This window comes from Nostoc sp. (genome assembly GCF_036917515.1).
Lineage (GTDB): Bacteria > Cyanobacteriota > Cyanobacteriia > Cyanobacteriales > Nostocaceae > Nostoc.
The window spans coordinates 15,902-42,603 of record NZ_JBALDE010000075.1; the positions used below are offsets into that span (position 1 = coordinate 15,902).

Annotated in this window: 19 protein-coding genes; 10 read left to right on the forward strand and 9 right to left on the reverse strand. The window is 36.9% G+C overall.

The window, feature by feature from the left end:
- Positions 1–43: 43 nt before the first annotated feature.
- The 4 genes from V7K89_RS09035 to V7K89_RS09050 all read right to left on the reverse strand — a co-directional run bounded on the left by V7K89_RS09035 (position 44) and on the right by V7K89_RS09050 (position 4,459).
- Positions 44–586 (reverse strand): methanogen output domain 1-containing protein, encoded by a 543-nt coding sequence (locus tag V7K89_RS09035; RefSeq protein WP_335186372.1) that lies wholly within the window; start codon positions 584–586, stop codon positions 44–46.
- Between the two features lie 313 nt (positions 587–899).
- Complete coding sequence (locus tag V7K89_RS09040) at positions 900–1,943, reverse strand: sensor histidine kinase (protein WP_335186374.1); 1,044 nt, start codon at positions 1,941–1,943, stop codon at positions 900–902.
- A 6-nt stretch (positions 1,944–1,949) separates the two neighbouring features.
- On the reverse strand, positions 1,950–3,101 hold the full coding sequence (locus V7K89_RS09045) for an FIST signal transduction protein (protein WP_335186376.1): 1,152 nt from the start codon (positions 3,099–3,101) through the stop codon (positions 1,950–1,952).
- A 38-nt stretch (positions 3,102–3,139) separates the two neighbouring features.
- Positions 3,140–4,459 carry a hybrid sensor histidine kinase/response regulator gene (locus V7K89_RS09050; protein ID WP_335186378.1) on the reverse strand — a complete coding sequence of 440 codons (1,320 nt, stop codon included), beginning with the start codon at positions 4,457–4,459 and terminating at the stop codon, positions 3,140–3,142.
- A gap of 657 nt (positions 4,460–5,116) precedes the next feature.
- Between V7K89_RS09050 and V7K89_RS09055 the strand changes: the two genes are divergently transcribed.
- Complete coding sequence (locus tag V7K89_RS09055; protein WP_335186379.1) at positions 5,117–6,151, forward strand: terpene synthase family protein; 1,035 nt, start codon at positions 5,117–5,119, stop codon at positions 6,149–6,151.
- A gap of 159 nt (positions 6,152–6,310) precedes the next feature.
- Positions 6,311–7,702 carry a cytochrome P450 gene (locus tag V7K89_RS09060; RefSeq protein ID WP_335186432.1) on the forward strand — a complete coding sequence of 464 codons (1,392 nt, stop codon included), beginning with the start codon at positions 6,311–6,313 and terminating at the stop codon, positions 7,700–7,702.
- 99 nt (positions 7,703–7,801) lie between these two features.
- Here V7K89_RS09060 and V7K89_RS09065 read toward each other — a convergent pair whose 3' ends face one another.
- Complete coding sequence (locus V7K89_RS09065) at positions 7,802–13,480, reverse strand: ATP-binding sensor histidine kinase (RefSeq protein ID WP_335186381.1); 5,679 nt, start codon at positions 13,478–13,480, stop codon at positions 7,802–7,804.
- Positions 13,481–13,869: 389 nt separating this feature from the next.
- Entirely contained in the window at positions 13,870–14,490 is a 621-nt protein-coding gene (locus tag V7K89_RS09070) for a response regulator (RefSeq protein WP_335186383.1), read from the reverse strand.
- A 234-nt stretch (positions 14,491–14,724) separates the two neighbouring features.
- Here V7K89_RS09070 and lipA point away from each other — a divergent pair, with 234 nt between their 5' ends.
- Together lipA and V7K89_RS09080 are read left to right on the forward strand one after the other, a co-directional pair.
- Complete coding sequence (gene lipA / locus V7K89_RS09075) at positions 14,725–15,639, forward strand: lipoyl synthase (RefSeq protein ID WP_335186385.1); 915 nt, start codon at positions 14,725–14,727, stop codon at positions 15,637–15,639.
- A 167-nt stretch (positions 15,640–15,806) separates the two neighbouring features.
- A complete protein-coding gene (locus V7K89_RS09080; protein ID WP_229454804.1) occupies positions 15,807–15,944 on the forward strand; it encodes a photosystem I protein PsaX in 138 nt (45 codons plus the stop codon).
- A gap of 21 nt (positions 15,945–15,965) precedes the next feature.
- Here V7K89_RS09080 and V7K89_RS09085 read toward each other — a convergent pair whose 3' ends face one another.
- Positions 15,966–16,832 (reverse strand): branched-chain amino acid ABC transporter permease, encoded by an 867-nt coding sequence (locus tag V7K89_RS09085; protein ID WP_322717901.1) that lies wholly within the window; start codon positions 16,830–16,832, stop codon positions 15,966–15,968.
- A gap of 207 nt (positions 16,833–17,039) precedes the next feature.
- On the opposite strand from V7K89_RS09085, the gene hrmK reads away from it, so the two are divergent.
- The 5 genes from hrmK (at position 17,040) to larE (ending at position 24,105) form a co-directional block, all read left to right on the forward strand.
- Positions 17,040–18,872 carry a hybrid histidine kinase/response regulator HrmK gene (gene hrmK / locus V7K89_RS09090; protein WP_335186387.1) on the forward strand — a complete coding sequence of 611 codons (1,833 nt, stop codon included), beginning with the start codon at positions 17,040–17,042 and terminating at the stop codon, positions 18,870–18,872.
- Positions 18,873–19,190: 318 nt separating this feature from the next.
- Positions 19,191–20,579 (forward strand): ABC transporter ATP-binding protein, encoded by a 1,389-nt coding sequence (locus V7K89_RS09095; RefSeq protein ID WP_335186389.1) that lies wholly within the window; start codon positions 19,191–19,193, stop codon positions 20,577–20,579.
- Between the two features lie 170 nt (positions 20,580–20,749).
- Positions 20,750–22,192, forward strand: coding sequence for a hypothetical protein (locus tag V7K89_RS09100; protein WP_335186391.1), 1,443 nt, complete (start codon positions 20,750–20,752; stop codon positions 22,190–22,192).
- 3 nt (positions 22,193–22,195) lie between these two features.
- On the forward strand, positions 22,196–23,140 hold the full coding sequence (locus tag V7K89_RS09105) for a CHAT domain-containing protein (RefSeq protein WP_335186393.1): 945 nt from the start codon (positions 22,196–22,198) through the stop codon (positions 23,138–23,140).
- A gap of 134 nt (positions 23,141–23,274) precedes the next feature.
- The gene (gene larE / locus V7K89_RS09110; protein WP_335186434.1) at positions 23,275–24,105 is read left to right on the forward strand and encodes an ATP-dependent sacrificial sulfur transferase LarE; all 831 of its coding nucleotides are present in this window, start codon (positions 23,275–23,277) and stop codon (positions 24,103–24,105) included.
- Positions 24,106–24,131: 26 nt separating this feature from the next.
- Here larE and V7K89_RS09115 read toward each other — a convergent pair whose 3' ends face one another.
- Together V7K89_RS09115 and V7K89_RS09120 are read right to left on the reverse strand one after the other, a co-directional pair.
- Entirely contained in the window at positions 24,132–24,488 is a 357-nt protein-coding gene (locus V7K89_RS09115) for a DUF4864 domain-containing protein (RefSeq protein ID WP_335186395.1), read from the reverse strand.
- Positions 24,489–24,533: 45 nt separating this feature from the next.
- Positions 24,534–25,589 (reverse strand): SGNH/GDSL hydrolase family protein, encoded by a 1,056-nt coding sequence (locus tag V7K89_RS09120; RefSeq protein WP_335186397.1) that lies wholly within the window; start codon positions 25,587–25,589, stop codon positions 24,534–24,536.
- An 894-nt stretch (positions 25,590–26,483) separates the two neighbouring features.
- Between V7K89_RS09120 and V7K89_RS09125 the strand changes: the two genes are divergently transcribed.
- Complete coding sequence (locus V7K89_RS09125) at positions 26,484–26,678, forward strand: hypothetical protein (RefSeq protein WP_292740248.1); 195 nt, start codon at positions 26,484–26,486, stop codon at positions 26,676–26,678.
- Positions 26,679–26,702: the final 24 nt, after the last annotated feature.

Below are 26,702 nucleotides of genomic sequence, written 5' to 3' on the forward strand. Positions count from 1 at the left end.
CTAAGCTTATATTCTGGATTGATTTTGTTTGATGCTGAAAGATTTACACAGATTCTATTCCCCTAAAGTATTCTCGACCTTCTGCATCTTCTGCCTCTTGTGTAAGTTTTAAGTAAACAGTAACTCTACATCCAGAAGCACCTTGTGCTATGGTCTCTTGCAATTCTACTTTGGCATATCCTAGATTATTAGCTGCGATCGTTCCAAAAACGTTTGAAGTCATCATGCACATGCCAGGGCGATTAAGTACTTTGTCGCCAAATGGGCAAACACGGTTGCCAAAGACAATTTTTTCATCATTCTGCTCAATAACATAAAAATCGCCTTGGATTCGTTTTTTTAAATCAATTAAGACATCAGCTACCTGCTTACGAGAAAGGTTAGAGATTTCCAGGGCAGATTTATAATCTTGGTTAATCTGCCTTCCCATCCTTTCACCAACGACGCTAATAAATCCCGAAGCTTCTTCTAAACCAACTACATCCTGCAAAGTACCAGATAATTCTCTGATTAATGTACGTAAAAATATATCGCGTTCTAAAGAAAGATTAAGCGTAGCTATTGAGTGCTTGGGTGTATTGATCATAAATTTTGAGGATACCATCTTGGAAGTACAGTTATAGAGTTCCCCAAAATATCTCTAAAGTAACTACTTAATCTTTTTATTGTGAGAATTTAATGTTTGCTTTTAGTTTTAATGAAAAAAATGTTCATAACAAATTCTGACCTTTATCATTGTGACAGTTTACGGTACAATTTTTCTGGTTTCTATAAATAAACTTTGTTACTTTGAAAACGTAACTAATTACGAGGATCAAGTATGAATATTCTTCACTCTAAATTAGAATATATTAAATATTTATTTTTCATATTTAAAAATAACTTCTGTCTTTGCTATTTTAATAAATAGGTATATTGATGATAAACTCAGAACCTTTTCCTCTCACAGAATTTACTTCTAGAGTTCCTTTGTGTTTTTGGACAATTATTTGATAAGCAATTGATAATCCTAATCCTGTTCCTTTTCCCACAGGTTTTGTTGTGAATAAATGATCAAACATTTTTTGCTGAACATCAACTGATATTCCCACCCCATTATCTTGAATCCGAATCAAGACATGATTCTTATCTTCAGTGAGGGCAGTATGAATTGTAATTTGATTGGGATTTAGCTTAATATCATTAAAACTCATTCCAGCATTAGACTCATCTAAAGCATCAATGGCATTTGCCAAGAGATTTATAAATACCTGATTTAGTTGTCCAGGAAAGCATTCTACTAGGGGAATTTCTTCGTAATATTGAACTACTTGAATAGTAGGACGAATCTTATTCGCTTGTAAACGGTGTTTGAGAATTAGGAGAGTACTATTAATACCTTCATGAATATTAAACAGAGTTTTTTGTTCTGTATCTGCTCTAGAGAAAGTTCGTAAGCTGTGGCTAATATTGGAAATACGATTTGTACCTTCTCTCATTGAAGAAATGAGTTTAGGTAGATCCTCGCGCACGTATTCTAGGTCAATCATTTCAATTGTTTCTTGAATTTTCTGAGATGTTTTGGGATAGGTCTGCTGATAGAGATCAATTAGATGTAACAAATTATCAATATACTCTTTGGCCGGAGTCAAATTAGCTGCAATAAAGCCAACTGGGTTATTAATTTCATGAGCTACATCTGCTACCATGCTTCCCAAAGTAGACATCTTATTCTCCATTATTTGAAGATTAAGAAGCATTATTTCTAGCTCATGGCTTCTTTCTTCTAACTTATTTTGATATTCTTTTAATTCATCAATTACTCTTCTGAGCAAACATTCTTTTTTTCGATTTGTTTCTTCAAGTTTTATCTGATCTGATTCAGAGCGCTCTAATTTCTTTTGGAGAATTCGATTCGCTTTTTGTAATTCTTTAATTTCGTCTTGGTAATCTAATATTTCCATTAACTTTTAGTGATTTCCCAAAATTAACGTTACAAAAGTTTCATTATGGAATTGTGTTTGGCTAATTCCATCTATAGGAGCAATTTCTCCATAAGAATAAAATCCACAGGCTGGTAAATAGTCAGTTAGACAAAGTTTCGTATTTTGATACTCTTCTTGTGCCCTAGTACCAAGTATTTGCCGACGAGCTACACATGAAAAAAATAAAACAGCACTTGGTTCTGTACCAGGATAATTATCTAAAGCATTTATAAATGATGCTTTAGAAGCTGCCAAAATATCTTCATAACCTGCTTCAGAAATTTGAATAATTGCTTGCTCGGGAATATCTCCAAAAAAGGTTATACTACTAGATTCTTGATTGTAAGCAATAGGTGCTCTTATATAAAAATTGCCTTCATTTTCATCAAAGACTGCTAATGGATATTCCATTGAAGGAGGAAGCAAACCTAAATAATGATGATAAAAATCTAAAGCTGGTTTACCATCTATTTCATAGACTATGTTTTTATCTACTTTAGTCACTTTGCTTGTTTGACCAATAGGATGCCAACCACTTGCAACAGCATGAGAAAACAATATTGTGCCAGAAAAAAGCAGAATTGGTACAGAATCACTTAATACTTCTGTTTGAAAAAATTGATATGTACTTTGATATCTTGATTGATCGCCTGCTAAACCACCGAATATCGGTACATATTGACCAAGAGCTAGCTTTAAGCCATTCAATATAGAGACACCACTAGTTGTGAGGCTTTCTGGATGAGTTAAACATAGCTTTGGAGGTGCGATACTTTTTGCTTTAGCTTGATCCACAGCTTGTTTAGTTGCAGTAATTGGATCCTCTGAAACTTTGCGTCCAACTCCTGCATGAATTTCAATTTCGTCTGAGCAAAACAACATCAGGGTGATTGAATCTTGCTGAAACTCTAAGACTGAAGAAATTTCTCCATCTGTTGTTCCACCAATCAACTCAATCCCTGGAAAAGCCCGATCGATTTGCTGTAAAATGAGAGAATGATCAAAGTCAATTGCAGCAAAAATAATCCCAGCTTTTGGTATATCTCCTGCAAGAGAACTGGCACATTGCTGAAGAATTTCTTCAGATGCTGCTAAAGAATCTGGATCGTTACTGTGACCTACTACTGCTTTAAACATACATTTATTATGTTGATAAACGTAACTTACTATAATTATTAAATGATAAGTTTAATGATAAACTCTGAACCTTGCCCTATTGATGAATTTACCTCTAGAGTTCCTCCATGTTTTTCGACAACAATTTGACGAGCAATTGATAACCCTAATCCTGTACCTCGACCCACAGGCTTGGTGGTGAATAAATAGTCAAAGATTTTTTGTTGGACATTAGCCGACATTCCTACGCCATTATCTTTAATCCTAACCAAGATATAATTTTTATCTTCAGTGAGAGTGGTTTGAATCAAAATTTGATTAGGATTTGCTTCAATCTCCATATAGGTAAGTCCTACATTAGACTCCTCTAAAGCATCAATAGCATTAGCTAATAAATTCATAAATACCTGATTTAGTTGTCCGATAAAACATTCTAATTCTGGCAATATATCGTAATCTCTAATTATTTGAATATCGGGTCTAGTTTCGGATGCTTTTAAACGGTGTTTGAGAATCATAATTGTACTATCTATGCCATCATGAATATTGCAATAAACTTTGCGATCGCTATCTGCTCGAGAAAAGGTTCTCAAGCTGGTACTAATGTTGCGAATGCGCTGAACTCCTTCTTTCATTGAGGAAATTAAATTAGGTAGATCGGTAAGTATATACTTCAAGTCTATCGCTGCAATTTCCTCTTGAATTTCTGGAACTGGATTAGGATAGTGCTGCTGATAGAGGTCAATAATCTTAATCATGTCTTGGAAATATACTGAAGCGTGTCCAAGATTGCCATGAATGAAACCAACTGGATTATTGATTTCATGAGCAACTCCTGCTACTAATTGACCAAGGGCAGACATTTTTTCTGTCTGTACAAGCTGAAGTTGAGACTCTTGTAGATCTTTTAATGCCCTAGATAATGCTGATGTCCTTTCTAAAACTCGTTTTTCTAAAGTTTTTGTGAGATTTCGTAATTGAAGATGGGTTTTAATTCTAGCTAATAATTCTTCTTCATGAAAGGGTTTTGTGATGTAATCAACTGCTCCTATGTTTAGACCCTTTACCTTACTAGGAGTATCAGAATTGGCTGTCATAAAAATTACGGGGATATCACAAGTAACTGAATTCTCTTTCAGTCTTTTACAAGTTTCAAATCCATCTATTCCTGGCATCATAACATCTAATAAAATTAAATCAGGAAGTTGAAACTCAACCTGCTTAAGTGCTCTTTGTCCATCATTTTCTGTTATTACTTTAAAACCTACATTATTTAATATATTAAAGACAATTTCTAAATTAGTAGTAGTATCATCTACCACTAAAATTAAACTATCTTTTGGGGTATAAAGGATTTTCATATCTGGTTTTTCATTCATATATTTAAATTAATTTTATTTATTGTTAGTTATTCTCTATTTGCTCTGCGATCGCAGCTAAGTCACCTCTATTTTATTGGCAGACTGACTGCAAATCTCTCGTCTGACAACCTTATAGTTCCCAAAAACTCTGATAACAGCAACATTCTCAGACTAAATTGCCCCATGCAACCAACAGACTTATCTATCGCTACAGCCTGGAAATTAACCATTCATCTGTACTTTCACTAAAGTTGAAAATCCTCTTTCATAAAGCGAGTGCTTTAAAATTAGTCATTATTACCCTTGTCTTTTTAGAAAAGTAGCGCCATCAAAGTTCAAAACTGTTGATGCTATAAGTTAATTTTTTCAGTTAGTCAACAGTATTTATCATGAGTATTTCTAGATATAACTTTTTTATCAAAAAATAGATTTTTGGAGAATTTCAGTAAAGTTACGGTTATGTTTTTAAAGAAAACATTGAAGAATACTGTTTAAGTTAAGAAATATTCAGATAGATTTATACATCACTAACAGTGATGCAAATATAATTTGTACACTATATAGCATCTGGTGTTTTAGCTAATTCTTTTCAAGGAATTGTCATAGGCTCTCTATGAGTCTATTGATTTTTTTATCCTGCAATTAATGTTGGTTACTTCTAACCAATATATTTTTATGAAGGAACTACTTTCGTCTGATTTATACTGTCCATTTTCATCCCATATCAATAAGCATGTTGATGTTTTAGAAGAGTATGCTGTAGAATGGATAACTCGTTTTAACCTACTGGCAAATCAATCAGTTTACCGACGTTTCATCAAGTCAAATTTTTTTAAGCTAGTAGCAGGTGCTTATCCTTACTGCGATCTAGAAAAAATCAAGATTGCCAGTGATTTGTTCAGTTGGCTGTTTATTTGGGATGACCAATGTGATATGTCAGATTTAGGCCAACAACCTGAAGTGCTCAAGCTTTTTCACCAAAGATTTATTGAAGTACTAAATGGAGTAGAACTTACAAGCAACGATATACATCTTAGCTATGCTTTAAGTGACCTACGACAACGGATGCTTCAAATAGGAAGCATAAAATGGTTCCATCATTTTGTTTTTAGCTTTGAGGAATACTTCACTGGATGTGTACAGGAAGCAAGTAACCGCGCACAGGAAATTATACCGGATATTGATACTTATATCAGAATACGGAACTTAAGTTCGGCGGGGGATCTTACCGTAGTATTGATTGAATTTTGCGATCAATTGCTGATTCCTGATATTTTACGACAGCACAACATCTTCAAAAAACTTAAGGAGAAGACAATTAATATTCTTGCCTGGTGTAATGATCTCTTCTCGTATTCTAGAGAAATGGCAAGTGGTGATGTTCACAATCTAGTATTAGTATTGCACTATCAACAGCAACTGCCTTTAGAAATAGCGATTAAGCGTGCAGTCGACATCCACGATCAAGAAGTACGAGAACTGATCGAATTAGAAGCATGTCTGCCATCTTTTGGAGAAGAAGTAGATGCTGAACTTGCAAAGTATATATCAGGAATGTATGCCTGGATACGCGGCAATCTCGATTGGTACTTTAATTCTGATCGCTATCAAACTATAGAAAGGCTAGAGTTAGTAGAAACCTTGGAGCTAGATAAACCTCAAAGCAATATGCAAGTACTTTCAAACATGAAAGTTTTACTACCATCATAAGGAAAACTATACTATTTCAGCGAATATTTTTCACGATGCTCCCAACGATTTTGATAAAGAGTGGTTAGGAGCATCTATAATTTTACTGCTTCAAAGTTAATCAATATTACTCCATAACTAACAATACAAAAGTAACACAATTTCCGTATGAAAAATCAAATGCAACTACCTAATCCACTAAAAACTTCCTCTTTAATCCAGAAAATCCAGTGGGTTGCAAACCCTGTTAGTTTTATGGAAAATGCAGTTCAGCAATATCCTGATATTTTTACTGCTGAGGTAATTGGTTTTGGGGAGACTGTGGTTTTCGTGAACCATCCTCAAGCAATTAAGGAAATTTTCACTAATGATCGGAAGAAGTTTCTATTCGTTGGGAAAGTGAACAGAATATTTGAACCCTTAGCCGGGGAATATTCACTCCTGATGCTGAACGGTGAACGCCATAAACGGCGGCGACAACTCACAATGCCTTCCTTTCATGGCAACAGAATGCGAGCTTACGGTTCTTTGATTTCTAATCTCACTGAACAAGTCTTTAGTCAGTTACCGCTAAATCAGCCCTTCTTAGCTCGTACTGCAATGCAGGAAATTTCTCTGCAAATCATTTTACAAGCTGTCTTTGGCTTGCATAAGGGAGCACGTTACGACAAAATCAAGCGCTTAATGGCGTTGCTTCTCGATCTCTTTAGCTCACCCTTTACTTCTAGCTTCCTTTTTTTCCCCTTCCTGCAACAAGATTTAGGAGCTTGGAGTCCTTGGGGATGGTTTCTACGTCAACGGCAACAAATTTATGAATTGCTTTACGCTGAAATTGCTCAACGCCGGGAAGAACCCAATCCAGATCGCATCGATATTTTATCCTTGCTGATGTTAGCGCGGGATGAAGCGGGTAATCCGATGACAGATCAAGAGTTGCGTGATGATTTGATGACACTGATGGTAGCAGGACATGAAACAGTGGCAACAGCAATGGCTTGGGGATTGTATTGGATTCATCATTTACCGCAAGTACGAGAGAAATTGCTTCAAGAACTTGATTCTCTCAGTGATTCCCCAGATCCCATGAGCATTTCCCAACTACCTTATCTCACAGCTGTTTGTAATGAAACTTTGCGAATTTACCCTATCGCAATGTTCGCGTTCCCCAGGATAGTCCAAGAACCCTGTGAACTACTAGGACATCCTTTAGCTTCTGGAACGTTACTGGTTCCCAGCATTTACCTGACTCATCAGCGTGAGGATTTATATCCCCAGCCTCAGCAATTTAAACCAGAACGGTTTATAGAACACGAATTTTCTACCTATGAATTCTTGCCCTTTGGTGGTGGAGTTCGTCGCTGTATAGGTGAAGCTTTGGCTATGTTTGAAATGAAGCTAGTATTAGCAAAAGTACTGTCAGGCTATCAACTTGCTATAGCTGGTAAGCGGCCAGAGCATCCTCAACGTCGAGGTTTTGCACTTGCGCCTGCTAATGGGGTAAAGATGGTAGTTACAGGACAACATGTGCGTGAAAAGCCTCGAGTGAATATGACAACTACACCCGTCTTTTAGTAATCTGTCTGAGCGATTTTAAAGAATATTAAAAACACAGCTTTTCACAAAAACTGCGTTTTTAGTACTCTTAGATTTGGACTTGGATCAATTACTCATCTAGTCCTCTAACTGTTGCATTGGTATCTCAATAGTAAACTCAGTCCCTTTTCCTAGTGTAGAATCACAGGTTAAATTACCTTTGTGTTTGTCGACGACAATCTGGTAGCTAATCGACAACCCTAAACCCGTACCACTTCCTACTGACTTGGTGGTAAAAAATGGGTCAAATATTTTCTGCTGCACGGCTTTTGTCATGCCAGAACCGTTATCAGTAATCCGAATTATCGCTCTATTAGAATCTGTTAGTTCAGTAAAAATGTGAATTTGTCCTACACGATGAGAAGTTGGTGACGTATCTATGTCATTTGTTAATTCTTCTCGAGCGTTTACGAATGATGGATGATCTATGATAAATGACTCTTCTAAAGCATCAATTGCATTACTCAAGATATTCATAAATACCTGATTTAGTTGACCAGGGTAACAAATAACTTTCGGTAATTTTCCATATTTTTTGATGACTTCAATTTCTAGTAAATTGCTATTTGGTTTCAGTCGGTGCTGCAAAATCATTAAGGTATTGTCTATTCCCTCATGAACATCTACAGGCTTCATTTCGGCTTCATCTAGGCGAGAAAAATTGCGTAAGCCCAAAACAATATCTCGGATACGCGAACTGCCCACTTTCATTGAATCTAGAATCTTGGGCAAGTCTTCTAATAAAAAATCTATGTCAATCTTTTCAGATTTCTCTTCAACTAAAGGGTAAGGATGGGGATATTCTTGCTGATAAATAACTATCAAATTCAGCAATTCTTGGACATACTCACTAGCATGATTAATATTGCCATGAATAAAATTCATAGGATTATTGATTTCATGAGCAATTCCCGCCACCATTTGTCCCAAAGAAGACATTTTTTCACTTTGAATCAATTGGATTTGGGTATGTTGCAATTCTTGTAGAGCTTGTTGTAAAGAGTAATTTTTGTCGTTGAGTTCTTGGGTTCTTTCCTGAACTTTTCTCTCTAGAGTATGGTTGTATTCTTCCAAGCTTTCTTTAGCTTGTGCCAAATTTTTATAAAGAATAGCATTCTCTAGGGATATTGCAGCTTGAGTGGTGAGGAGTTTGAGGACTTCTACGCGATCGCGTGTAAATGCTGCTATTGTCAGACGATTTTCTAGGTAAAGAATCCCAATCAATTTACCCTGATTTAGAAGCGGTATAGACAATAAGCTCTTAGGTTTTTCACTAATTATATAACCATCACCTGCTAGAAAAGAAACAGCTATTGGATCATCAATAACCAAGATTTCTCTAGAGCGTTTAACATAGTTAATCAAAGTAATGGGAACATCGTAGCTTGATTCAAGACAAGTTGATGGAAACTCAGTGTAGGTATGCTCAAAATTTGAACTTGAACAAACTGCTGTAACAGTTAATGCTAAGTTGTCACCTTCACTCAAAATTAAAGCGCATTTAGAAGCTCCTGCATTCTCCATAACAACTTCCATTAAAGTAGAAAGTAGTCGCTCAAGCTCGATTTCCCCAGAAAGTGCTTGAGATGCTTTAATAAATGCGGCTAAATCTAGAGAATCAGAAATACTTATCTTCGAGCGAATAACAGTTTGTTGATTACTTAGGGTAGATAAAGATGATATAGATATGCTATTGAAAGAAGCGCTTTCCTCATTAGCAGGGATACTCAGTTTTTGTTGCTGGGATATAGGAGTGAGTAATTGGGGATAGCGTTTTGCCAAATCGTCAACTTTCGCTTTTGCTCCCCAATTAACATATCCATAGTAGGCATCAACTAAGTAGGTTTGGGCGATTTTCTGCTTGCCCCATTTTAGATAAAATTTAGCTGCAAGTTCCTGAGCTAAAGCTACTTCATTATTGTAGTCATGTTCTTGAGCTAGGGAGATAGCACGGTCGTATTCTTCCATTGCTTCAAAATATTTCCCTTCAACTTGATGCCTTTCTGCTTCTACCAAATAAAATTTATGCCAATTATTCATTGGGGCGTGATATGCCCAATATTGCATTTTTTCCTGATTAGCTTGCACCCGATCGAGAATACGCTTTTGCTCTGAATCAGGTGCATCAGTGTACACCGCCAGTTTGGCTAGAGAATCGTAAAAATAGAAAACAGGAACAACTAGTTGTCCTGTACCACTATCTAAATACTTTTCAGCTAAGGTGGCATTTTCAGCTGCTTGAGGGAACTGCTGAAACAAGTAGTATAAATGTAGTTTATGGAAATATAAATAAAAAAGTCCGATTCCATCCTTGGCTTCCAAATGAAGTGGCAACATTTTCTCTTCATCATAGGCTTCACCAATTAAACGACAAGGATCTTCTACAATGCCCAGTAAATTTAAGACACTCTGTTGATAGATACAATTCCAGTTTAAGGCTCTTTCTTGCTTGATTTGCTTGAGGGCATTGCTGTAGTTTGCTATCTCGCGTTCCAGCCCTGTCAGTTCTCTACCTATGGAATAAGAACAGAAACAATAAAACTGAAGAGCTAAGGCTGCAAATTCTAAATTTCCTGTTTCCATCGCTAGAGAGTAACTCCCCAGTACACTGTTTAATGTTTCCTTAGGATGCTCCTTCCAATGGCGGATACCTGCATGAAATACCTGCATAACTTTTGCTTCAACTTCTTTAGCATTGTACTTAGCTACCAAACTTAAAGCCAGTTTGCCAAAATCATAGCCAGACTGAATATCTCCTTTTTCGCTACAGAGGATCGTTCCGTAAAGAACGTATGCAAAGGCGGACAAGGGGGCATTGCCATATTTGAGCGATAAGTTGATTTGTTTAAGAACAATCAATGAAAAAAGTTCAGGAGTAACTGCATAGGCGAAAAAAAGCGCATTCGATAGAATCCGCATAACTACCAATGTTTGTTCTGCCGTCATTTTTGGCAGATCAATTAAATCCTCAATCTGCTTTCCATTTAAATTTGATGTTAATTCAGCGATCGCTAGCTGAATATCTGACTGACTGGGATTTTCAGGCAACTCAACTTCCAACAATTTTAGAACACTTAGTGCAGTCCTAACAGATTCTAGTGCTTGGTTCTGCGCTCCATAAGCTTTAATTTTGACTTCATAAACTTTTACTTTCTCCAGCAGTGTTTTTGCTCGTGTCAACACTACCTCTACTAATTGCTCCATTTGCCTAAAGTCGCCAGCTAGATACGCCGCCTCTGCTCCTGTCTCATACAAAGCTAGAATTAGTTGATATTTAGTCTCCCAACTATCACTTGCCAGCAGTTGGATGCCGATAGTTAAATACTTAACAGCAGCGGGATAAGCTGTTGATGCTAAAGCTTTACGTCCAGCAATTAGATTCATCTGGGCCAGTTCATCTCGTTTAGCTTGAGGGGAGATGAATTCTACTGCGATATTAAACTGATTGACAAGCTCAAAAATCTTCTCTTCCTGTTCTGCAACAGGAATATTGTTCAATAAAAGTAGCCCGATTTTTAAGTGAATTGACTTTTTTTGTTCTTCAGGAATTAAAGAATAAGCGGCTTGCTGCACTCGATCATGGACAAATTTATACTTAGGTAACTGTAAATTAAAATTTGAAAATTGTGTAGATTCTGTTCCATGAACAATGAATTCTTGATTAGTATTATCTTTTGAAAAAATGTTGTAATTTTCCGTTTGTGGTAAAACTAGTCCATCAAGTAATGCTTGCCACAAGTCTGATGCTGTATCTACTACAGATTTTTCATTTACGATCGCCAGAGTTTTTAAGTCAAATTGATTCCCAATACAGGCAGCTAGTTTCAAAACTTTTTGGGTATATATTGGCAACTTTTCTATTTGTAGGGTGATAAATTCTACGACATCATCCGTGAGAGCTAAATCTTTAATTTTAGAAATATCATACTGCCAATGACCAGCATCAAAATTTAATACAATTAGCCCATCCTCATATAAAGATTTTATAAATTGAACAGAAAAGAAGGGATTGCCTTTAGTTTTAGCAAATACCATCTGGGTAAGAGAAACAGCAATTAATTCAGAACAATGAAGTGTATCAGCAATTAGATGATTTAAATCACTCTGATTTAGAGGTACTAAAGTAATTGTATTAATGATTGCTCCTGTTTTTTGAATCTCCTGTAGTGTCAAATAAAGCGGATGTGCCTTGGAAACTTCATTATCTCGATAGGAACCAACTAATAATAAACCTCCTTTGGTTTCACGTATCTGTTCTGTCTCTTCTGAAAAAGAAGACAACATGCTTTCACACATTAATAATTGAATTAATTTCAAGGAAACCGTATCTGCCCATTGCAAGTCATCGAGAAATATAACCAGGGGATGTTCTTTATTTGTGAAGATTTGGATGAATTTTTGAAACAATAAATTAAAGCGATTTTGAGCAGCACTGCCAGAGAGTTCAGTCACTGGAGGTTGCTTACCAATAATCTGTTCGAGTTCAGGAATAACATCAATAATCACCTGAGTTTGTGTACCCAATTCTCGCAGAATTTTGACTTTCCATTGTTGAATTTGGGCATCAGTTTCTGAGAGCAGTTGCCCGATTAAGTCCCGAAAGGCTTGCACTAATCCTGACAAAGGAATATCACGTTGAAACTGGTCAAATTTGCCTTTGATGAAGTAACTACGCTGCCGCACAATAGGTTTGTGGACTTCATTGACCACAGCAGTTTTGCCAATGCCAGAGAAACCTGCGACTAATATCATTTCTGTTGCCCCTTCTGTTACACGCTTAAAAGCAGCGAGTAGGGTTTCAACTTCACTTTGGCGACCGTAGAGTTTTTCGGGGATTATGAAACGGTCTGAGATGTCTCTCACACCGAGTTCAAAAGATGCTATATTTCCTGTTTCTTGCCATTGGCTTTGGCACGTCTCCAAGTCATGCTTTAACCCCAAAGCACTTTGATAGCGGTCTTCAGCATTTTTTGCCATCAGCTTGCTGATGATGTCAGACAAAATTGGCGGAATATTGGAGTTAATTCGACTGGCTCTTAGCGGTTGTTTGGCAATGTGAGAATAAACTAACTCTGTCGGATCTTTGCTGGTGAAGGGTAACTGTCCGGTGAGGAGCTGAAAGAAGGTGACACCGAGGGAATAAAAATCAGTGCGGTAGTCAATACCTCGGTTCATCCTTCCGGTTTGTTCTGGAGAAATGTAAGCCAGAGTACCTTCTAAGATGTTGGGATTCGTGAGAAATTGAATTTCTCTTGGCAGAAGGGTGGCAATACTAAAGTCGATGAGTTTGATTTCATTTGTGCTAGGGTTTATGAGGATGTTGGCAGGCTTGATATCTTTGTGAATGATGCGATCGCGATGCAGTCTTTCCAGGGTAGAAGCAATTTTAATCGCAATGTGGAAGAACTCGGAGAGGGAAAGCCAGTTTTCCTTTTTGCCCTTGTTCTCTATTCGCCAGTTTTGGAGGGAAATACCGCCAAAATCTTCCATTACTAAGACATAGCTGTTACGGTAATTTTCTAAACTATAGGTTTTGACTATGCCAGGAAGATCAAGGTTTTTGGTGATGATATATTGATTTCGGAACTGAGCTATTTCCGCAAAGGTAGGATATTCATTCCGCATCAATTTGAGAACGACTAATTTTTGGTCTTCTTCTCTAATACCCCGATAAACCAGGGTTTTACTGCCTGAGTAGATTTGTTCAGTAATGCGATAGCCAAGAAACGAATATAATGTATCCAATACTACTAACATTGTGGACTATGCTCATAATTATTGTTTCTATGGCTTATTATTCCCGCGCAAAGACTATCCTCATCATGAAATAGGATTTTTTTGTTTAACTTGTATTATAAAATATGACTTTTAATATATTTTTCTTACTAAATATCTGAATTTTGAGCTGTAGCGTTTTCTCATCAAGTTAAGTAGATATCAAAACTTCAACCACAACCCCTCTTTGAACTTACAAAGAGGGAAGATAAAGTACAGCTTTACCTTAGCTTGGTAAAGCTGTACCTCACTAAATAATGATGATTTGTCAACATAAGTGTTTTTGAACTAACTATTTTTATCCGCTTTTAATCGGACACCAATTATAGATGGTGTATTTTTGGCTGCGATAATAATAACGAGCACAAATACTACTTGATTTTTTGTTTAATAAAAGTCACAACCTGAGTTAGCTGTTTCTTCAAACCATCAATTTCTGCCTGCATTTTCACAATTTTTTCATTCAATGCATTAATTTCTGCCTCGGAGACTCCTCCAGTACTGGGGGTTGTGACGCTAGGGGCTACTACCGTACCATTGGTGACACTAGAGGTTGCTACTGTGCCATTTTTGACGCCAACCACGGCTCCTACTGAAACTAGTTCTGGGCGTGGCTGTTTCGCCTTAGCCATAGCTAACTTAATCGCGCCAATTAGTTGTTTTTGATCAAAAGGCTTGCCCAAAAATTCAAAATATTCAAATGGTTCTGTGATTTTCTCAGTCACCTCTTCCTTGCGACCAGACATGATCACTAAAGGAATTTTTCTTAATTCTGGGTGGGCTTGAACTTGCTGAAAAACTTCCCAGCCACTCATTTTAGGCAACAGGAAATCCAGCATAATCAGGCTGAGTTTTTCCTGAAGGATGAAATTTAGTCCTTCCACACCGTCTTTTGCTTCCAGTACCTCAAAATTACCCGGAGGCAACATTTCTCGTACTTTTACCCTGACAACTGTAGTGTCATCGATAACTAAAATCTTGTTGCTTGCCACGACTGTTTGCTCTAACAGAAACTATAAGTGTAAATAGCGGCTTTGCCGATTGTCCTTGAGAATCCTCCCACTATATACAAAATTTCTAGCAATTGGGGGATAGTATATTTCGGTATAAATGACATTGCTAGAGGTGTTTTGCAAAACTTTTACTCGCGCTCTTTTCAATTTGTGTCATGGTGATATTTAATCAACAGACCACTACATCTATATCCGCATCTTGCTGGGATGTCTATGATTTCGTCACAACAAGCCGACCTAAAGTCTGAAATTACGGCAATGCCTAGCTGGCTACGTCGCCCAATTGGCAAAGCCAGTGAAATCTCTACCGTACAACGCATTATTAAGCAGCGCCAAATTCACACAATTTGCGAAGAAGGACACTGTCCCAACCGGGGAGAGTGCTATGCCCAAAAAACTGCAACTTTCTTGCTAATGGGGCCTACCTGCACACGCTCTTGTGCTTTCTGTCAAGTAGATAAAGGTCATGCACCAATGCCTCTTGATTTAGAGGAACCTGAAAAGGTTGCCCAGGCGGTGCAGCTTTTGGGATTGCGTTATGTGGTGCTGACTTCTGTAGCCCGTGATGACTTGCCCGATCAGGGGGCAGGGCACTTTGTAAAGACGATCGCGACTATCCGCCAATTGAACCCAGAGACTCAAATAGAAGTGCTGACCCCAGATTTTTGGGGTGGTGCTGGTGTTGGGGAGTTAGGTCAACGCCAGCGGATAGCGATGATTGTCAAAGCCAAACCAGCTTGTTTTAATCACAATATCGAGACAGTGCAACGTTTAACTGGGCCAGTGCGCCGGGGAGCCAAGTACGATCGCTCACTCTTGGTGCTGGCTATGGTCAAAGAAATCGATTCAACAATTCCCACCAAATCAGGTTTGATGCTGGGACACGGAGAAACACTTGATGAAGTCATTAAAGCAATGGCTGATTTAAGGACTGTGGGGTGCGATCGCTTGACTATTGGGCAGTATATGCGTCCTTCTCTAGAACATTTGCCAGTCCAAAAATATTGGACTCCAGAGGAATTCGATCAACTCGGCAGATTAGCATGGGAAATGGGATTCAACCATGTTCGCTCTGGACCTCTGGTTCGCAGTTCCTATCATGCTGGAGAGGAGGGAGTAGGGGGATGAGGGAGACAAGGGGACAAGGGAGACGAAGGAGAATATCTCCCCAATGCCCCATTCCCAATACCCCATGCCCAATTTCCAACTTCACACAAATATTCTTAAAGAATTTGAGTATTTGGTACACCAATTTGGTATTTCTTAAAAAGTCCTGACATTAGGAGAACCGCATTATGACCGCTAAAAACAAAGATTTACCAGTTGCCGACAGTGGAGCTAAACCTCCCTACGCCTTTCGCACAGGCTGGGCACTGTTCTTGTTAGCTATCAATTTCCTGGTAGCAGCCTGGTATTTCCACATTATTGAATAATTAGAAGTGGAGTGGTGCTGCTCAAATCGTTCCTTTAAATAAACCTTTGGGACGAATGAGCAGCACCAAAATCATGATCAACAGTGCAACACCTTGTTTATACTGTGAACCCAGCCAAGGAGTGCTGATTTCCTGGACAATGCCAATGATAAAAGCTGCTGCGATCGCACCATAGGGGTTGCCAATCCCACCAAGAATTACTGAGGCAAATAATGGTAATATTAAGAACCATCCCATATTCGGACGCACGGCTGTAATTAACCCATACATACTGCCGCCCAAAGACGTAAGAGTGCCAGCTATTAGCCAAGTCCAAAAAATTACTCGGTCAACATTGATACCTGAAACCCTGGCTAAATCCAGATCGTCGGCAACTGCTCGCATCGCTTTACCAATTTTGGTATTTTGCAACAAGTAATGCAGCGCCAAAATTGCTAGCACCGCCAACCCTAATACCAATAATTGATTTTGCGGTATCTTTAAACCCAAAATATCTAAAGCCGGAGTAACAGGTAAATTATAATTTTGGTTTTTGCCGCCCCAGATAAAAATAATTCCATTGCGAAGAAATAAGGCAAGCCCGATAGAAATAATAATCAGCGTAGTAGAAGTAGCACGGATAGAGCGCATCTTTGACCACAGTAACTTTTCCGATAACAGCATTGCTGCTACTGTTCCTGCCGCTGCCAGGATCATCGACAGCCAAATATTGACTCCAATGGTGTTTATCAGCCAAGTTAGATAAGCTCCTAAAGTGAGAAAGTCACCATGAGCAAAGTTAGATAGCCGTAAAATTCCATAAGTAAGAGTTAGTCCAACTGCGGCTAGAGCAATAATGCTCCCCACCGCAATCCCATTAACGATTAGTTGGGCGAATTGTGTATCCATAAGTCTTAAGTTACGTTTGGAAAATTTTAAGTTAGTAGTTCATACAATAATTTTTTTTTGAACTAGCTGCTAAACTCGACATCATAAGTTATGGTTTATAACAACATAAGTTATCGTTTATAAATAAAAAAGAATTCTCGGCTAATATACATAAAATCCTTTTAGGATTTTATGCAAAGCTAAATTTGTTTAGCGGTCTAGTTGACCATGCAGCAGTATTCAAGCTTACCAGACCAAAACTCACTGATAGATGCAACGCCAAAACTTTTGACAACAATAGAGCAACTTCGCGCGCAGCTGTGGCTAGAGAGCAGCTTAAACCAGTTGCAAAGTCGCCTTAATGATTGCTTGCTTTCTGCTTGTAACACTGTCCCACAGCCAGAAGCCGCACAAGCGGAAATTTTCCAAACCCTGGTTAACGAGATTAACAGTGCTGTTGACAGCAGTAATCTGGCACTTACAGAATGTGCCGTAGGCATCGCTATGTGCCAACCACAAGAAACTGTTGCCAGAGTTTGCTATGTTTCTCGTTCTCCGTCCCTAAATTCACCACCTTTATTTCTAGAAGTGCTGACAGCAGAAAAGCTGCTGTTGAGGTTACAAGAGGTGATAAAACTTGAAGATTTGCAACAGCTTGAGAATCAACAACTACCGAGCGCTTGGCGGTTAGCTGATGATTCTGGCAGCGTTATGGGCTGGCTAATTATCGCCACACCGCCCCTAAGCTCTGATCATGAGTCGCTCATAGAATCGCAAGCTCAAATCAGATCAGAATTGATGGCAAGGTCTGCAAAGTACTGTACAACAGCTTTGGTACAACTTAGACACATATTATCTTGGCAGCAACAATATCAACAGTTAAGTAACTCTAATCAAGAATTGGAGCGCACCAATCAACTGAAAAATCAGTTTTTAGCAAACACCAGTCATGAAATTCGCACACTGCTTAATTGTATTACTGTGCCAGTTTACATGCTTTTAACCCCAGGGTTTGAACCAACTAAAGAAAGCCAGCGAAACTATTTAAATATCATTCAGTCTAGTGGTAAGCACTTGCTAGCTCTGATTAATGATATTTTGGATCTTTCTAAAATTGAAGCAAATCAGCTAGCAGTGAAGTGGGAAACACTAGATGTACGATTCGTATGTGACAGTGTCTTTGCACTGGTGAAAGAGAAAGCTGCTGATAAAGGTTTAAACCTACGTCTAGAAATTGACCTCGATATCACAACCCTAGAAGCTGATGATTTGCGACTCAAGCAAATGCTCTTGAATTTACTTTTGAATGCCCTAAAGTTCACCAGCGAAGGAAGTGTTGGCTTAGAGGTTGTTATTGAAGGTGTATTTGTGCATTTTACAGTTTGGGATACTGGCACTGGTATTTCCCAAGAAGACCAAGTTCAACTGTTTCAACGCTATTTTCAAGTTGCCAAGGCTGATGGTGTTGAAGGTACTGGTTTGGGTTTAGCACTGACTCAAAAACTCGCTCAAATTCACGGTGGTTCTATGAAAGTAGAATCTGAAGTAGATCGCGGCTCCCGTTTTACCCTCATACTTCCCCTTAACCAAGAGGCGGGAGTGGAGGGAGCAGAGGAAGCAGGGGAAGCAAAATTTTCCTCATCTCCTCTGCCTTTGACTCCTAGTTCCTCTGTAGATATTTTGCTGGTAGAAAATGATTTACCCAATGCTGACTTGATGCAAATTTATTTACGTAAATTGGGATATCAAGTGACTTGGGTTAAGAATGCTGCTGAGATGTGGGAAGCTCTAACACAGTTAGATCCAGCTGTGATTTTAATGGATGTTTTTCTGGCAGAAGAAAATGGTCTTAACTTGGTGCAACAACTGCGAGAACATCAGCAATATCGGACGATTCCGGTAATTGTTCAAACAGCAATGGCGATGAAAGGCGATCGCGAAACCTGTCTAGCTGCTGGAGTAAATGACTATATTTCTAAACCGATCGATTTACCGCTTTTAGCTAGTCTGGTAGCCAAGTATAGTAAACCGCCAAAAGCAACTGAAGGAGAGATGGAGTAGGGAATATCTCAGTAAATATATTTATAAATTAGAAAGTATTGCTACATAAACATAAATGCTTGTATAGCGTTTCGTGGCTTGCTCACAGTACTCCTACGGAAAAGCACGCTACGCATACCGTGGGTAGTCCGTTTTCGAGACTCCACAATTTGAAACCCGCGTAGGCGGGTTTTGTCTGTATAGCCGCAAATTCGATGACTCTGTTTGTAAATTCATGGAACCCACATTTTAGCCAGTGAGTTGGTACGAAATTTCAAGACTTGCTAAACCTTAAGCAAATTTACGTATATCATGTAAGTTAGTGCAAGATAGCAAGTCATGAATAATGCTGATCCTCAAGCAAGAGCAGCTGAAATTGAAAACCTAGTCGCCTCAAATGAACTGAATCAAGCAACAAAGCGATTAATGGATCTTGTAACAGATTTTTCTAATAGCAAAATTTATAGGCGAGACGTTATTAATATTCGAGCTTCATACACTGACTTAAATGACGAACAACGTCGTTTAGGAAAAACAGATGCTATCAAGATTGATATGAGGAAACTCAGAGAACAAATTTTGGAGTTTGCTGAAGTAATTTTAAATGAGTATAAACTAACAAAGGAAGAAATTACTAGCCCAGAAGATACCGATTATAGTCAGCCAAAACCTTTTACAGATCCAATTAATATTTATCTTCCACAAAAGGTGGATAAGATAGACGAAACTAAAACTCAATATGAATTAGACAGAGATAAGTTTATAACCAAACGAAAATTAATTAATAATTCTACTTCTTCAAGAGTATTTGAATGTTACGGAATTTTTAAGAGTTATAAAAGTCGCGCTGTCAAATTTCAACTGTGTAACATTGATATCAATTTAAAATTAGGTGAAATAACGGCTGTTGTTGGTGAAAACGGAAATGGAAAAACAACTCTTTTGAAAATAATAGCAGGAGAACTGCCAACAAATGCAGGAAAAATAATTTATCCATGTTTGAATTTAAACAGTAAACCAGATTTATATTATATAAAACAACAAATCGCCTACATTCCTCAAGAATTACCAAAATGGTATGGTTTATTGGCTGATAATCTACATTTTGCAGCATCGATTCATGGCATTACAGGCCAAGATAATCAAGATATAGTGGATTTTACTATTAGTCGGCTGGGACTAGAGCAGTATAAAAAAGCGTCGTGGAATGAAATATCTGGTGGTTTTAAAATGCGATTTGTACTAGCAAAGGCTATTATTTGTAATCCCAAACTAATTATTTTAGATGAACCTCTAGCAAATCTTGATATAAATACTCAAGTTCTTTTCTTAAAAGATTTAAGAGATTTTGCTCGATCTAAAAAGAATCCTATATCAATTATTATTAGTTCACAGCATCTATATGAAGTTGAGAATATTGCTGATAATATTCTTTTTATTAAAAATGGTCAAGCTAAATATAATGGCTCAGTTAAAAATTTTGGGGAAGATAGAGAAAATAACTCTTATGAAATAGATTGCAATCTATCGAAAGAACAAATAATGGATTTACTTGAACCAGTTAATTATAAGACAGTTGAGCAAGCCTGTAATAGCTTTATTATTCATACATCTTTAGATGTAACTAGTAATGACTTAATAAGAGTTTTTCTCGAACATAATATATCGTTAAAATATTTTAGAGATATTAGCAAATCTACTCGCAAATTATTTGAAACACAGTTATGATAAAAATAATTGGGGAAATACAAAAATGGTTTGCTAAGATACTATTCCCTGAATTTTTGAATAAAATAGACCATTCTTAGTTACTTAATCGACCAAGACTCTGGTTACTCAAACTACATTATATTATTTATTATGCACTAATAGTAAATGTAATAATTATTTTTATCGTTTTGATTGTCCCAATTAAAGTATATTTTTTATCTATTTTTTTGATAGTAGGAATTGTTATTATTGCCATTAGTGAAATTATAATACTTATTTATTGGTTGTACAAGCTATCTCATTATAATATTGAAAAACAATATGGTAATACTTGCAAAAGTAAAGGGTTTTTAGAGTTAATATGTTATATTGCCTGTATAATGCTTATTGCTTCAGCAACATTAGTCTTCTATTTCTCAGTGATTTGTAAAAGCGCGTTTATTATTATTCCTCAAAACAAACTAAGCATTGATTTATTAATACTACATTCAATTAATTTAGATATAGATTATACTGTTTATATAAATAAAAAGTATGATAAAACAAATGAAGTTAAAGAAGTAGATGAAACTAAATTGTTTGCAATAAAAAAAGAACAAAATGAATTTAAAAAATTAAATCAATATTTATTATTTTTAGTAGATTATAAGAATAAAGTCATCCAAAAGCAGAAAAGAGAGAGCATTTTTTCTAATACATATGATGATTCTCAAGAGAGAGAAAAGCAAATTTCAAAATTTGAAAAACTACAAAAACTTTCAGATAATCATTCTTTACAACTATTTTTGTTAAAAAATAACGAATTACGAGATTGTTTGAAAAAATCAATTAGTGACAAAAATAGGATGTTTTTAGAATTAGAATATTATAATGAAAGATTTTATTCTTCTGAAGAGAAAAGGATAAAGATATTTAATTTTTTATTAAATAAAAAAGAATGTAACTATATCAAAAATAGTATTCTTAAAAATTTAGTAGAATCTATAAAAAAAGGCAATATACAAAAAATTATTGGTATATTAGAAAATTATACAGGACAAAATATCTTTAATCAGCAATCAAAATATCCAGATAATCCAGAGCCAGATAAAATAATATTTAAAGCTGAAATTATTGCTTCTGATATTTATGAAAAATTTTATGGTGATAATTTTATTGTAGCAATATTAATTAATTATTTAATTGTGGATTTAGTTGTTATCCTTTTATTTTTATTTAAAAATACCTATTTGCTTGACTTTATACTTGCTTTAATTTATATTTTGGTAATTATAGTAGTATTTACATTTACTGCTTCTTTGTCATGGATTAACGACTTATCCGTAGGAAGAAAAATAGTTATTTTCGTTTTTTTTCCAGCTTTATTTTGTTCTTTTCAAACACTAAATTTTAAAAAACCAAAGAAATATTCACGCTTTAAGACACTTAATATTATAATTTTTCCATTTGCATTAATTATTGTTGCTTATTTTATTTTATACATTTTATATGATAGAAAAATGCTTGTAAGTGAAGACGATAATTATATATCTAATTTTATACAAATTCTTATTATAAGTTTAATATATCTGCCGTTTATCCCTTATATAAAAGGTCAGTTAACTAGACAATTATCTTTACCCAAAGATTAAATTATGAATAGCAAGTTTATTAAAATTAAAAACCTAATTCAACAAGGCGATTTACAAAATGCTATTTCAAATCTCACTGAAATTACTAATGAATACTCATCTCGATATCATAATGAAGTGATTTTACACACAGCTAATTTAAAGGAATTACTAGAAAATGAACGTCAAGGTATCCTCACCACAGAAGAAATCAGACGTGAGAAGAATCGAATCGTATATGCACTACTAAATTTAATTAATGAAATTGAGCAAGAAATTGCCACAAAAAAAGATAATAAAAATCAGATAGTTAACACTATAAATAAAGATAAGATTATTAAGATTCTGTTTCTATCTGCAAATCCTTTAAAGACTACGCATCTCAAATTAGATCAAGAGAGCCGTTCAATAGATCAAGCATTGCGTAAATCAGAATTTCGCGAAAAATTTGAGATAATTCAACATTGGGCTGTTCGTGTTGGTGACTTACAGGAAATTTTATTACGTCATCAGCCTGATATCGTACATTTTAGTGGTCATGGAAGTCCATCAAGCGAAATCATTTTCCAAGATAACTCTGGTAACAGTCATCCTGTTTCAGTTAGAGCATTAAGTCAACTATTTTCTGTATTAAAAGATAATATTCGATGTGTTGTTCTGAATGCCTGTTATTCGGAAGCACAAGCAAAAGCGATCGCACAACATATTGATAGCGTGGTTGGGATGTCTAAAGCAATTAAAGATGATTCAGCTATTAGTTTCGCAACCTCATTTTATCAAGCTTTGGGCTATGGGCGCCATGTAAAAACAGCCTTTGACTTAGGTTGTGTGCAAATCGATATGGAAAATTTAGATGAGCAAGATACGCCACAATTACTCGCTTTAAAATGCAGCCCGACTACCATTTTTTTACAAACCATATTTGAATACCACAATCTGTATTTTTATATTTTGCACCATTCTCAATAACTGTAGGATGGTACTGCCCACTACGCAAAAATAAGAGTTTGAGCGAACGGTAAGCAGTACCCAGGCTACAAAAATTGTTTAGCCGCCTACAATGGTATTTGTTGGGTGCTGTAGGGTTTTGGCAGGATTGGGAAATGATGCTGACAGAAAAATTTGAGCAATTAAAAGCCTTATTTAAAGAAATAGAGCAGGCGTTGATTGCCTACTCTGGTGGTGTTGATAGCACTTTGGTTGCTAAAATTGCTTATGATGTGTTGGGCGATCGCGCTTTGGCTATCACGGCTGTTTCTCCTTCGCTGTTACCAGAAGAATTGGAAGATGCCAAAATTCAAGCTGCAACTATTGGGATTCCTCATAAAATCGTCCAAACTCACGAGATGGAAAATCCCAATTACACCTCTAACCCGGTTAATCGTTGTTATTTCTGCAAAAGTGAGTTGCACGACACTCTCAAACCTTTAGCTTTAGAGTTGGGTTATCCCTATGTAGTGGATGGGGTGAATGCCGATGATTTGCATGATTATCGCCCAGGAATTCAGGCGGCGAAAGAAAGAGGGGCGCGATCGCCTTTAGCAGAAGTAGGTGTCACCAAAGTAGAAGTTCGCCAACTTTCGCAACAACTTGATTTACCTTGGTGGGATAAACCCGCTCAACCTTGCCTCAGTTCCCGGTTTCCTTACGGTGAAGAGATTACTGTGGCTAAGTTGCAACGAGTCGGTAGAGGAGAAATTTTCTTAAGAAAGCTAGGTTGGCAGAATTTGCGCGTGCGATCGCAAGGGGATACAGCACGTATTGAATTACCACCAGAACAAATTAAAGAGTTTGTGTTGACTACGGATTTACAGAAAGTAGTTTCTGCATTTCAAGATTTTGGATTTATCTACGTAACCTTAGATTTAGAAGGTTATCGTAGCGGTAAGTTGAATCAGGTTTTAAATAGAGAAGCTTTAGGCGTTAAAGTATAGGATTTATAGTTGTATAAATATAGAGTTTATTTACCTTCTAGAGAAATTAGAAAGCAACCGTTAATCCTCCAGATATTATCGGGCTGTTTTTCCATAATATATAAAGCCCTCAAGGGGACTCCATCAGGAGCAAGTAGCAGTACTGGTTGAGTTATATTTCCCTGGATGGTTGTTATCTTCTCAAAAAAGATAGAACGAGGACGGTATACTGCTGGGTAGCTTGTCTTTACCATCTGCATAAAATTTTCTGGGGTTCCAAATTGCGCCTGAATCGCTGGACTAGCAAAAGCAAAAGCGCTTTGGGCATCATCTTTTTTAAAAGCTGCCAATTGGTATTCAATTACAGAACGTATATTGATAGCATCGGTATCAGGAACTTCCATAAATTTAAAAATTGCGAGCGCTCCAAGTGTCGGCAAAGCGATCGCTCAATTCTCAAGCTGAGTGAGCTTGTATTCTATCTGCTGTAGTGCCGTTCGCCACACATCATATCCCTCTTGAGACAGGTGCAACCCATCTGTGGTCAACTCTGGACGCATATTGCCTTCCATATCCGTAAACCAGCTATAAATATTGAGATAATTAGCACCTTCTTGTTTGGCAATCACGGTTAGTTGGATGTTGATGTGACGAATCCGGCTATTGGAAATTTTTGGTAGACGAGTAGGCAAAATTGATTGGACAATGATTTGAGCTTGGGGGTGAGCCTGCCGTAAACGATGGACAATTCGGCGATAATTACGCAATATTGTTTCATCACTAGCGCCTTTTCGTAAGTCGTTAATCCCCGCCATGATGTAAATTACATCTGGCCGCGTTGCTGAAAATGCTCCCAATCTTTTTAAAACGCCACTAGAAGTATCTCCAGATATGCCTTGATTCAGCCACAACTTACCAGCAGGCAGTTTTTCTCTAGGAAACCACATACTCAAAGAATCACCAACTAAAATACTTAGATGATTGGCTCCTTGACCTTGAGCGATCGCTCTAGCTTCTAAAGCTAATAAACTTTTCCAGTCGTCATAAGTTAGTTGACGTTTCTTGATCGACTCCCACAATGATTGCAAATTATCGCTATCTACGCGTGTATAAATCTGACCTGTTTTCAGAGCTGCCAATCTTTGGTAGTAAAGTTGATTCCCAGATGTCAATAAGAGGCTAGTTGCTTGGGCGCTGGGGTTGAGTGATGACTCTGTTGATACTGGTAATGCCTGACTGCTGAATTCTGGTACGCTAGGGACGTTTTTCTCACCTACTATTGGCTGCGAACTTTTTAGGGGTTGGAACGCTTGACCGCTGAGTTCTGATAAGGAGAGATCGACGCTATTGATAATTTTTGTACTGGTTATTGTCTGCGAACCCTGTTTTAAATCCCACAGGAATCTAGAACTTTCTGGCAGGACAATTGACAGATGTGGAAGAGCTGATGCTGGTATTGCTAATCCTGTTAACAAGCCTGCTGCCAACAGATAAGGGTCCCTCATCGCTTTCTTATTCCTCTACTCACTGCTTTTCCATATCACGGTATTAGTTGCCTGTATTCAGGAAAATTTTACTTCGGTTAAGTTATTATTCTTATTTACGCTGTATATTTCTGTAAAGCGTGTTCATAAAATTATATTTGACAATTTACGATCTCTTTAAAGTACGGTTTTCTCGGTGGTATACAAGTCTTATTTGTGCGAATACTTCTACCGAAAGCACTGTTTTCACCAGCAAACCACTTCTTCTAACTCAGTTATCACAAATATTACTAGTATTTGCAAACTCTTTAAGGATCTCAAAACAGAGGCTTTTGCTTTTGATGTTGCTAATATGTGAAATAAACATGATATTTTAGGTTTCTAGATTTTATTTAATTGTTGCGATCGCCTGAGAGTTTGCTAGACCGAGAACGCTACGGGAATACTTCTACATTTTTCATGTCATGTGAAATTAAGCAGTGCAAATGCACCAGTTATTAAAGATGTGATTAGTTCCGATTAAAGATTCGATAACTAGCAGAAGTGAAAGCATGGTCACTAAAAGAAGTTTCTGACCATTTTGGAATAATTTGCGACAATAGTTTACTTTACTACTATCTACATAATTAGCTCGTAGCTTTAATGTGACGATTGAGGACTTAGTGAAAATTATGGAGAAATAGGCAAAAGTTTAACTGTTGAGAATATTGATATCATACGATGATGTGTCCTCAATGAGCAAGTATCAGATTTGCCATACTGAAAATTTGAGAATTCCCTATACATAATTTTAAATTTATGTTTACTCATTGAAGTATGAGTTGAAACACACTTAAATTAAGTTTTAACTCTAGAGAATAACCTCATTGAAAGTGCTAAGATTTATGCTGAATCATTAGTGTTTCCTTTTCTTCTGTGGCTAGAGCTAGTACAGCGATTGGTGTCAGTCCCATTATTAAAGAGATTGTGCAAAAACAGGCACATTCCACACGTTTGACCCTGAAAGAAGTTATTCTGATGGGGATGTTAGCTATTGATAAACTAGATGATCGAGGTCGTCAAGAGCTAGCCGATCAAGTTCATCAAATGCAGGTAAATGGAGAGATTTAATTGAGTAGCTATGAGTTAAGAGTT